The organism is Okibacterium endophyticum (assembly GCF_054780075.1).
In genome coordinates, this window is the sequence record NZ_BAAGXA010000004.1 from 391,084 (window position 1) to 401,759 (window position 10,676).

8 protein-coding genes are annotated in these 10,676 nt (G+C 65.5%); 4 read left to right on the top strand and 4 right to left on the bottom strand.

The window, feature by feature from the left end; all coding sequences use genetic code 11:
* Positions 1-6 precede the first annotated feature (6 nt).
* Together ACYVF5_RS04165 and ACYVF5_RS04170 are read left to right on the top strand one after the other, a co-directional pair.
* Positions 7-3,459: a fibrinogen-like YCDxxxxGGGW domain-containing protein gene (locus ACYVF5_RS04165; RefSeq protein WP_460943635.1), complete on the top strand. Its 3,453-nt coding sequence runs from the start codon at positions 7-9 to the stop codon at positions 3,457-3,459.
* Positions 3,459-4,190 (top strand): CDP-alcohol phosphatidyltransferase family protein, encoded by a 732-nt coding sequence (locus ACYVF5_RS04170; protein WP_460943637.1) that lies wholly within the window; start codon positions 3,459-3,461, stop codon positions 4,188-4,190. Before ACYVF5_RS04165 ends, ACYVF5_RS04170 begins: the two co-directional genes overlap by 1 nt.
* Here the strand turns inward: ACYVF5_RS04170 and ACYVF5_RS04175 are convergent.
* From ACYVF5_RS04175 to ACYVF5_RS04185, 3 genes are read right to left on the bottom strand one after another with little or no spacing between them, the layout of a single operon-like run.
* Positions 4,177-4,761 carry an LbetaH domain-containing protein gene (locus ACYVF5_RS04175; protein ID WP_460943639.1) on the bottom strand — a complete coding sequence of 195 codons (585 nt, stop codon included), beginning with the start codon at positions 4,759-4,761 and terminating at the stop codon, positions 4,177-4,179. The two genes, ACYVF5_RS04170 and ACYVF5_RS04175, sit on opposite strands and share 14 nt — an antisense overlap.
* The gene (locus tag ACYVF5_RS04180; protein ID WP_460943641.1) at positions 4,758-5,243 is read right to left on the bottom strand and encodes an adenylyltransferase/cytidyltransferase family protein; all 486 of its coding nucleotides are present in this window, start codon (positions 5,241-5,243) and stop codon (positions 4,758-4,760) included. The genes ACYVF5_RS04175 and ACYVF5_RS04180 overlap by 4 nt, the downstream gene beginning before the upstream one ends.
* Positions 5,243-6,808 carry a sugar transferase gene (locus ACYVF5_RS04185; RefSeq protein WP_460943643.1) on the bottom strand — a complete coding sequence of 522 codons (1,566 nt, stop codon included), beginning with the start codon at positions 6,806-6,808 and terminating at the stop codon, positions 5,243-5,245. Before ACYVF5_RS04185 ends, ACYVF5_RS04180 begins: the two co-directional genes overlap by 1 nt.
* Before the next feature lie 958 nt (positions 6,809-7,766).
* Here ACYVF5_RS04185 and ACYVF5_RS04190 point away from each other — a divergent pair.
* Positions 7,767-8,033, top strand: a complete 267-nt coding sequence (locus ACYVF5_RS04190) for a hypothetical protein (protein WP_460943645.1) — start codon at positions 7,767-7,769, stop codon at positions 8,031-8,033.
* A 296-nt stretch (positions 8,034-8,329) separates the two neighbouring features.
* Here ACYVF5_RS04190 and ACYVF5_RS04195 read toward each other — a convergent pair whose 3' ends face one another.
* Positions 8,330-9,442, bottom strand: a complete 1,113-nt coding sequence (locus ACYVF5_RS04195; RefSeq protein ID WP_460943647.1) for a carboxylate-amine ligase — start codon at positions 9,440-9,442, stop codon at positions 8,330-8,332.
* On the opposite strand from ACYVF5_RS04195, the gene ACYVF5_RS04200 reads away from it, so the two are divergent.
* Positions 9,441-10,346: a class II glutamine amidotransferase gene (locus tag ACYVF5_RS04200; RefSeq protein WP_460943649.1), complete on the top strand. Its 906-nt coding sequence runs from the start codon at positions 9,441-9,443 to the stop codon at positions 10,344-10,346. The genes ACYVF5_RS04195 and ACYVF5_RS04200 overlap by 2 nt on opposite strands.
* Positions 10,347-10,676: the final 330 nt, after the last annotated feature.

Below are 10,676 nucleotides of genomic sequence, written 5' to 3' on the forward strand. Positions count from 1 at the left end.
CCGACAGTGACGTTCTTGCCCCTCGCCCGCCCCGCACAGACCGCAAGCGCGACCGTGACGATCGCCCTCATCGCGGGTCTCGTCGTCGGTTCGCCGATCGCAGCCACCGCTGCGCCCGAGACGGGCGCGCCCGACGGTCTCGGCGTGCAGAGCGCGGCGGCGTCGTGCTGGGAGATCGTCCAGAACGACCCGGACGCACCGAGCGGGATCTATTGGCTTGTCACTCCGGAACTCGGCGCCCCCGAACAGTTCTACTGCGACCAAGAGACCGACGGCGGCGGATGGGTGCTCGTCGGCCGGGGCCGCGAGGACTGGAGCACAAGCAACGAGGGATACGGCACTCCTGCCCAGGTGCGCGATGTCGTCACGGGACCAGCTGCCTTCGCCCCACGCCAGCTCTCCTCGGCAAAGATCGACGCGCTCCTGAACGGAGAAGGTGTGTCGTCGCTCGACGACGGCATCCGCCTGCACCGCGCCACGACAGCAGACGGCTCGAGCTGGCAGGACGCCACCTTCACCTTCGCATCGCCGCGCGACGACTGGTCGTGGATGTTCGACAACGAGCAGCGCATAGCCAGCTGGCGGGTCGGCACGAGAACGGGAACCGGCGGGAGCACAAGCAGCTTCGGCTATGGCAGCGCACTCCAACGCGTGCAGACGACCACCGGCTCCGCTCAGGGATGGATGTACGGCTTCGGTTTCGGCACATCGTCGCGAGGAACGAACGACGCACAGAGTTATCTGTGGGCACCGTCATCGACGGCGGGCAATCCCCGGCCCTTCACGCAGGTGTTTCTGCGCCCCACGCTCTCGTCGTCCGAGGTCTTCACGGCCATTCCCGACTCCGGCACACCGGCGACGGCCCAGCAGGCCGTCGCCGAGAGTTTCGCCCAGCCCACGTCGTGGGGCGTCGCCGGTCTCGGCGCCGGCCCGAGCAGCCTCGAGGGGAGCAATGAGGTGTCGGCGTTCACCGAGTCGAACGGCGTCGTCTATGTGGGGGGAAACTTCAGATACGTGCAAAAGACCTCTGGCGGCGGCAGCCGCGTGGAGCAGTCCTACCTCGCCGCGTTCGACGTCGCGACAGGCGAGTGGATCTCGTCATTCCGGCCGACGTTCAACAATCAGGTCAAGGCTCTGACCACCCTGCCAGACGGCCGCGTCGCCGTCGGCGGCTATTTCACACAGGTGAACGGCCAGCCCGTCGCCGGCCTCACCGTGCTCGAACCGTCGACCGGGGCGACCGACACGACCTTCACAGGCCGCCTGCTCAACTACTTGAGCGGCGGTGTTCCCATCGTGCGCACCCTCGACGTGCAAGACGGCTGGCTCTACGCCGGAGGCAGCTTCACGCACGCCACCGGCGGGAGCGAGACGCGCGAGATCTACTCGCGTTCGGGGACAAGGCTCTCGGCGACCGATGGCACACCAGACCCGAGCTGGAATCCCTCGTTCAACGGCACGGTGATGTCACTCGATGCTGCAGCCCAGAGCGATCGTGTCTATTTCGCGGGGTTCTTCACATCGTCGAACGGCACATTCACCGACAAAGGAGCAGCGCTGAGCACAACCGGTGCCACCGCCCTCGACTGGGCTGTGCAGTTCTCGAATCGCGACGGCGATCGACAGGGTTACCAGCAGACGGTCGAAGAGGCCGGCGGCCAGGTCTGGCTCGGCGGCTCTGAGCACATGCTCTTCAGCTACGGTCGTGACGCCTTCGACCTCGCCAGCACGAACATCACCAAATCGGGCGGCGACTTCCAGGCCATCGACGCTCGAGACGGCGTCCTCTATGCCGGCTGCCACTGCTTCCACACGACCTACAGCGGCGCGTCGAAATGGGGCAGCATCGGCACCTCGTGGACCCAGGCATCCAAGATCAACTCCGTCGGCGCCTGGGATGCCGCGACGGGCGAATACCTGCCGGCATTCAGCCCGATGCTCAGCTCGCGGAACGGTGCCGGAGCGTGGGCGATCTTCGTCGACTCGACAGGCACCACGTGGGTGGGCGGCGACTACAACGCATCGGTACGTGCCGGATTCGTCAAGCAGTGGTCTGGAGGGTTCGCCCGGTTCGCGGCGCGCGACGCCCAGCCACCGAGCACACCGGCCGGCCTCGCGGCGTTCACCGACGGCACCGACGTCACCCTGAGCTGGGATGCCGCAACAGACGACAGCGGAGCGGTGAGCTATGAAGTGCTTCGCGACGATCGTGTCGTCACGACGTCGTCGGCGCTGAGCGCCTCCATTCCAGCTGCAGGCGACGACGCCCGGTACTTCGTGCGGGCGGTGGATGCTGCGGGCAACCGCTCGGCGAGCACCGCGGGAACGACGGCGACTTCTGCCATCCCAGGCGGAAGCGGAAACCCGGTGCTCATCTCGGCCGGAGCCGGCGAATGGTCGTACTGGTACAAGACCGATGCTCCTGGCGAGGGCTGGACGAGTGCGCAGTTCGATGCGTCCGCATGGCAGACCGGAACCGCTCCGATCGGCTGGGGGCACTCGAGCATCGCCACACTCCTCGACGCCCCCGCACCGAAACCCCTCACCTCGTATTACCGCAAGACCTTCGACGTCGCTGATGCCGGTGCCATCGCATCCGTCACGCTCACAACACGTGCCGACGACGGAATCGTCGTCTATGTCAACGGAACCGAGGTCGGCAGGGCGAATCTCGATGACGGGCCCGTCACACACGGCACCTATGCGAATGCGGCGGTGTCGTCGAGCCAGGCCGCCACGAACCCGCTGAGCTTCGACGTCAGCGGAGCACTGCTCACGACCGGGACGAACATCATCACTGCAGAGGTGCATTCCAACTACCGCAGCACCCCGAGCGCGAGCTTCGATCTGGCGGCGACAGCCGTCTTCGGTCAGCAGCCGCAATCGGAGCCTGAGCCTGAGCCTGAGCCCGAACCGGAACCAGACCCCGAACCAGACCCCGTGGGGGCCACGCCGCTGGTCGCTGAAGGGGCACAGTGGGCGTACCTGTTCCAAGCGGATGCTCCTGCTGCCGACTGGAATCAACCCGCTTTCGATGCGGCTTCATGGCCGACCGGCCCGGCCGCGTTCGGGTGGGGAACCAGCCAGACGATCGTGACGCCCCTCACCACGTCGGTGACTCCGAAGCCATCGTCCGTGTACTTCCGCACCACATTCGACCTCGCGGCCGACGCCGTGCCGGCGGGCGGCATCCGGCTGAGCACATTTGCCGACGACGGCATCCTCGTGTTCGTGAACGGCGTCGAGGTCGGTCGCTCCAACCTCATCGACGGCACGATCACCCACAACACCTATGCGAACAGCGCACCGAACACCACAACGGCGAGAGCGAACCCGGTCTCATTCGACGTGGACCCAGCACTTCTCACGCCCGGTGCGAATGTGATCGCCGTGCAGGTGGTCTCCAATTACCGCAGCAGCCCCAGCGTGAGCTTCGATCTCTCGGCGACGGCACTCTGATGGCCGAGTCACGCACCGCGCCGGCCGTGAAGCGGAGCTTCACCTCTGCGCTGCATGGTCTCGAACAGGCACAGAAACCGGGCGAGGGCGTGCCCGCATACACACGCTGGGTCAATAGAAGACTCGCCCGGTTCGCTGCCGCAGCGGCCCACAGCATGGGGTGGTCGGCCAACACGGTCACCGCGATCAGCGCCCTGTTCTCGCTCGGCGCGATTGTGCTTCTCCTCACCGTGCCACCCGCACCTCTGGTCGGTGTGGCGATCGCCGTGCTGTTCGCCATCGGCTATGTGCTCGACTCCGCCGACGGCCAGGTGGCCCGCCTCGGCGGGGGCGGAAGCCGCGCGGGAGAATGGCTCGACCACGTTGTGGATGCCATCCGTACCCCGGCCATCCATCTCGCCGTTCTCGTCGGTGCCATGCGGGCTGAGGCGCCGGTCTGGCTGCTCGGCGTCGCCCTGCTCTACACGCTTGTGAGCGTCGGGCAGTTCATGAGCCAGATTCTCGGCGAACAGCTGCGCCGCGCCGACGGGCTGCCGCAGGCACCGGCCACGGGTGGAGCGCTCCGGTCGGTCCTGCTGCTGCCGAGCGACATGGGAACCCTCTGCTGGGTGTTCGCGCTCTGGGGTTTCGCCCCCGTGTTCGCCGCGGCGTACACGGCGCTCTTCGCCGTCAACGCGCTGCACAGCGCGCTCTCGATGAGACGGCGCTACCGCGAACTCAGCGCTCGCTGAGCGCCGGCCTCCGGCTCGATGGTGCATCGGGCGAACGGCGGGCCTTGACCACAACAGGGGCGGGCAGAGCGACGGAGTTCGGCGGAAGATCTTGCATGAGCACCACATTCGGTGCCACCCTGCTGCCTCGCCCGACCCGAACTGAACCGACCACAACAGCGCCGGCGCCCAGTTCGACGCCGTCTTCGATCACCGGGCAATCGTCGTTCTCGCGACGATTGCCGATCGTCACCCCCTGGCGAAGCATGACGCCGGCGCCGATGACCGCGTGAGGGTTGACCACCACGCCCACACCGTGCCGAAGGCGGAGCCCGGGGCCGACGCGCGTGCTGGCGGGGATCTCGATCCCCAGCATCCACTCGCTGATGACCTTGTAGAAGCTTCCGACGATGAGGTGACCGAGACGGCCGACGCCGCGCTTGGAGCGCCAGTACTGAGCGCTGCGGAACAACATGAGCACAACCCTGCTCTTCGGATAACCGCGATTGGCCGCCCAGTCGGCCCGGCACAGCGCAGCCCACTCGGCACGGGTCGAGGCACGTGCTGTCGTCGGGAGAGAAACGTTGTTCATCTCATCGCCGCTTCCGCCTGCGCCTGACTCGCGGGCGCCTGGTTCGTGAGGGCGTCTAGCGCGCGGCGAAGAGCTGTGCTCGACGTGCTCATGGTGTAGGGAAAGTAGACGACCTGCACGCCGACGGCGGCGAACTCACGCTCGAGCCGACGGCCTTTCTCGGTGCCTTTCCAATCGTCGCCCTTGAAGTACACGTCGAACCGCACTTTCTCCCACGTCTCGAGCTTGTCTTCGACAGTTTCGGCCACTGCTTCGTCGACAAAGCTGATGTGGCGCACGATCTCGAGACGTTCGCTGATCGGCACGACCGGAAGCCGCCCTTTCGTCAGCAGCAGCATCTCGTCTGAGACGACGCCGGCGATCAGGTAATCGCATTTGCTCCTGGCGTGTTTGAGGATGTTCAGGTGCCCGATGTGAAAGAGGTCGAAGGCACCACCCGCGTACCCCACTCGTTTCTGATGAGGCCGTTCGCCGATGCCCATCAATACGCTCCAGCCGGTCTCACAACCGTTTTGAAAGTGCGCCAGATCAGCATGAGGTCGCCGGTGAGCGACCAGTTCTCGACATAGTAGAGGTCGAGCCGCACACTCTCTTCCCAGCTCAGGTCGGAGCGCCCGCTCACCTGCCACATACCGGTGATCCCCGGTTTGATGAAGAGTCGGCGGTTGACGTGATCCTCATATCCCTCGACCTCTCGTGGAAGCGGAGGGCGGGGACCGACGAGGCTCATGTCGCCGCGAAGCACGTTCCAGATCTGCGGCAGCTCATCGAGTGAGTACTTGCGCAGCACTCGACCGACGCGTGTGACGCGCGGGTCGTCGCGCATCTTGAAGAGCTGGCCGGCGCCCTCGTTCTGCGCCAGCAACGCCGCGAGCTCCTGCTCTGCGGTGACGACCATCGAACGGAACTTGAAGATGCTGAACGAACGCCCGTTTCGGCCGACACGTTCCTGACGAAACAGAACCGGCCCGTCGCTGTCCATTTTGATCGCAATGGCGATGGCGAGCAGCAGGGGAATCAGCACCACGATGCCGAGCGACGAGGCGACGATGTCGAACGCGCGCTTCATCACATGCTTGGTGCCGTCGAACGTGGGGATCTCCACCTGGATGAGTGGCAATCCCTCGACGGGACGAAAATGGATGCGGGGGCCGGCGACATCCGTCAGCCGACTCGACAACACCAGTTCCGTCGCTGTGCCCTCGAGCTGCCAGCTGAGCGTGCGGATGTAGTCGCTGCCCACGCTCGGCTGGCCCGCGACGATGACCGTGTCGGCGCCGACGCGCGCGGCGCCCTCTGCGGCGTGCTCGACATCTGAGACGACGGGGATGCTGCGGCCCGCAGCCGAGAGGGCATCGGTTTCGAATCGCTCGAGCGCCACGCCGACCACGTGGTAGGCGGCTCCAGACTTCTCAGCGATCTGCCTGATCGCATACTTCACTTCGTCCCGTTGTCCTACAACAAGCGCCCGCGAGAGGTAGTGGCCGTACCTGCGCTGGTTCAACAGCCACTTTCGCCACAACCAGCGCCCGAGCAGCAGGCCGACGACGCCGGCTGGAAGCGTCACAAGCGGATAGCCGCGAGCTGCGTGGACGTCGATCATCAGAAAGTAGATCGTCGGAACCAGGATCGCGAAGGTGGTGGCCACCGCGACCCGTTTGTATTCCTCTGCGCCAGACCCCACCACGTGGGACATCCGGCTGTGCGCGATGGCGAGGGCTGCGGTCCAGAAGACCGCGATCGTGAGGGGCACGAGAACCAGCTCGACGCGTGAACGTGCAGTTGCGGGCGAGAACCCGACCGCCGCCAGCTGGGTGAGACACACGACCAGGAGCGTGACAACGATCACCGAGAGGTCGGTGACGATGAGCTTCGCGCGGTATCGTCTCGCCCAGAGCATGCCCGACGCAACGGAGTCGACGGAGCTCGCTGAGTTTGCTGAACTCGCTGAGCTCGCTGAGGCGTTGCGCCGATCTGTGTCGTATCGCGTGTAGCGCGCAGAGACAGGAAAGTCGAACGATTGAGAAGACGCGCTGAACTGGCTCATCGCTGTGTCCTGCGGGCGAGCTGCACGTGTGCATTCACGTCGGCTGGATTCAGATCGGCGGCGGTGAGACGTTGAGACGGGGTCCGGTGAGTGGAGGTCTGGAAAAGGGGTCGGCGAACGGGCCGACGTTTCATCGGTGACATAGCTACCTGAATTTCGGGTCTACAGGTGTTCTGAACAGGGGTAAGCACACCTCGAGCACCTGCATCCCACGCGCGTCGGGTGACACACGTCGGGCTGGGGTGAGGGCCGGTGAGGCGATGCGGGGTCGGGTTCTGCCGCTCGGGTCAGCGATGGCTCGGGTGACGCGCGCGAGGGCGCTATCGGGGGCCGGGTCGGGTAACACCGGAAGGCAAAACGGGGTCGGGTTAGAGCATTTTCGGGTACGCGTCGCGTCGGGTTCTCCGCGGAGCGAAGCGGCGGGTTCGGGAAAACCTGCCGTGCGATGCATTCGCTCTCGGGTAAAAGCGAACGCGGAACCTCTGGATCCGAATTGCGGGAAACAATACGGGTCACTGAGGTGTATTTCGGGTTAACCATTTAATATACACGCCAGCGACGCCGCTCGCATACCACTATTCGCTCCGTTTGAGCGAAATCACCCCCGTACTGGGGGCGACGAGTTGGTTTCGGGGGCTCGAGCTACCTGTTCGTGTGAACGCGTCGTACGTTTCCGTGAGCTGGTGTTTCTGTGAGCTGGCGTTTCCGCGAGCGGACGTTTCCATCAGTGGAGGTTTCCGCGAGCGGACGTTTCCGTCAGCTGGTGTTCCGCGAGCGGACGTTTCTGTGAGCTGAGGTTTCGTCAGCGGACGTTATCCGTGAGCGGACGTTTCCGTCAGCTGACGATCTGGTGAATAGCTGTGCAGAGAGTTGCTCCGGCCGCCCTTCGCGCAGGATACTGAGCCTGACCGGGAAGGCCTGGCCGATCGCTATGTTGTGCGACGCCGCGGGAGGTGTGATGACAGTGGTCAACGATGTTCCAGACGAGGTTGCGCGGCTCTTTCACGCTGCGAAGGCGAAACCCGTTCTGCGTGAGGCCTACCGTGCCTCATCGGGCTGGCAACCCGTCGCGCGCGCACCTCTCACCACAGATCTGTGCATCTCGCTCTACAACGACGGTTTCACCCGGGTTCGCGCACGCTGGCGCTTCACAACGCGCGACATCACCTTGAAACCGCTCGTCGAGAAGCACATCGGTCCACGCCGTTCGACCTGGCAGCCGTGACCAGTTCTCGTCACCTGCGGCGCGGGTTCACGCCACCGGTGTAGCGAGTTCACGCCACCGGTTCAGCGCTGATCACGCGGCAGAGAGTGGTCTTCGCTCACCCCGAAGGCGGCGTCCCTCCGAGTTGGCGTGCACAGCTTCGGAGATCCAAGTGCGAAGTGTGCAACACGCCGGCCCGAGAGCCTGGAGAGGGGTTTTCTCCGAAGTTGTGCACGGCCTCCAGCGGGTCTCGACAAGCTCGACCACCGACAGGCTCGACCACCGACAGGGCTCGACCGACCCGACAGGGCGCGACGCTAGTCCTGACCGGCAGTCACTCTCACGAGGTCGGCGACGACATCCGCCAGCTGACCGGTCTTCGCGAGCACGTCACGCTGACGCCTCGACCCTGTTCCCCGCGTCAGGACCTGTTCGATCTGCGCTTCGACCAAGGCCTCGTCACCGTTGCCGCGCAGGGCGTCTCGCACGTGGTCCACGAGCGAAGCGATCACCTCTCGCGCCGGACGGGGTTTCATCGACACCGCGTCGAGCAGATCGCCCTCGACTCCGTAACGACCGGCCTGCCAGTTGGCGAAGCGCAGCATGGCTGTGGGGACGGGCGCAGGCGGCGCCCCGGCCGCCCATGCATCGGATGCCGTGTCGACAAGCGCCCGGCACAGGGCGGATATCAGCACCGCGTCGTCCACCTCGGGGCACACGTCCGCCACACGAATCTCCACGGTCGGATAGTGCGACGACAGGCGAGCATCGAAATACAGCATCCCCTCGTCGAGGATCACCCCGGACTGCAGCATCGAATCGACCAGTGCGCGATACTCGTTTGCAGACCCGAACACGTCCGTCGGCCCGGCGGTCGGCCATCGAATCATCGCCTGTGAGCGAAAACTCGCATAGCTTGTGTCGTGCCCCCGCCAGAACGGCGAGTTCGCGCTGAGCGCCACCAGCGTGGGCAGCCAGTTGCGAACGCGGTCGAGCACACCCACGCCCTCGTCGGCCGACTCGATCGCCACGTGCACGTGACACGCGCAGGTCAGCTGCTCGCTGGCGGTCAGGCCGAAATGCTCAGCCATCCGTTTGTACCGTTCGTCAGGCATGATGCGCGGTTCGACGGGCATCGGCGACGTGCCGGATGCCACCACTCGCGCCCCCGCATCACGTGCGGCCTCGATCGCCCGCTTTCGCCACACCCTGATGTCGTCGCCGAGCGCCGACATCAGGGTGTGCGGCGGAGTATCCGTTTCAAGCTGCTGCTGCTGAAGTTCATGCTCGAGCGAGCCCCCCGGCCTCTGCGGGCTGGTCTTGTCGTCTGCCGTGACGGCATCCCGCAGGATCCGACGCGCCACAGAGCGCGGACGACCGCTCTCAGCGCTCACCAGCAGAAGCTCTTCTTCGACGCCAACGGTTCGCATGGCTCCAGTGTGTCAGGGGGTACCCTACTTCGCGAGCGGGTTTGCTCCCAGCAGCGGAATCGGGTTGGGTGGAGGCAGCCCGCCGCGAAGGAGGACCATCATCTGCCGCTTGCTCGGATACGTGACCAATCGCCCGATCTCGCTGGTCGATGTGCTCGGACGCGAGGGATTCGACGAGTTCACGTCGCTGACCTCGGTGCACGGCGACGGATGGGGCATGGCGTGGCAAGACCCGAGCGATCACAGCACCCGCACGGTGACATCGCCGCAAACCGCTGTACTCGACGCAGACTACGCCGATCTCGCCGCGCGGCCGCTGGGATCCGCCGGCTTTGCGCACCTGCGCTGGGCGACGGCAAGCCTGGCGGTGAAGCCCGAGAACACACATCCGTTCAGCCACAACGGATACGCCTTCGCCCACAACGGCAACCTCGCTCCGATCAGCAGGCTCGACGAGCTGCTGACGGATTCCACCCGCGCACGTCTGAAGGGAGACACCGACAGCGAGCGATACTTCCACTACGTGCTGCAGTGCATCGAAGAGTACCGGGACGAGGCTGAAGGTGTGACGCGTGCGCTGGACAGGCTGGTGCGGGAGTTTCCGAACGCGAGCCTCAACGCGCTGATGCTGACGCCCCACAGCATGTTTGCGATCCACATCAACAGCAGGGTGGATTCGCCCCGCAAAGAACTGCGCGCACTGTTCGAGACTGAAGACGCACTGCCCGCGAGGCACACCACCGAGTACTACGCGATGGACTACAAGATCACCGACGACGCCGTCTATGTCATCTCGAGCGGCGTCGACACCCAGGGGTGGGACGACGTGCCCCCCGACAGCGCCGCGATGATCGATCTCACCACTCGCGAAATCACCCGACTGCATCCCGTCGCGCTCGGGTAAGGCTGCCCGGGCTGCCGGGTGCCGGGCCGCGGGCTACCGGGTCTGCGGGCTACCGGGTCTGCGGGTGGGCGGGCCTGCGCCGGCCGGGCCTGTCGAGACCTGCTCCGCCCCGGCGGCCGACCCGTCTCGAGACCCGCTCAGTCCGTTCCGGGCCTCAGAGGGGGATTGGAAGCCGGCGGGTTGGAGGCCGCTGGGTTGGAGACCGCTTCCGTGCCGGCGGCCTCCACTCGTGCCCCTCTCCCAACCGATTCTTGCCCCTCGTTACTTTGTTCGTGCCTGCTTTGGAGTGATCCTGGTGGGTGTTGGCCTGCTGGGTCCGGCATGATCGTT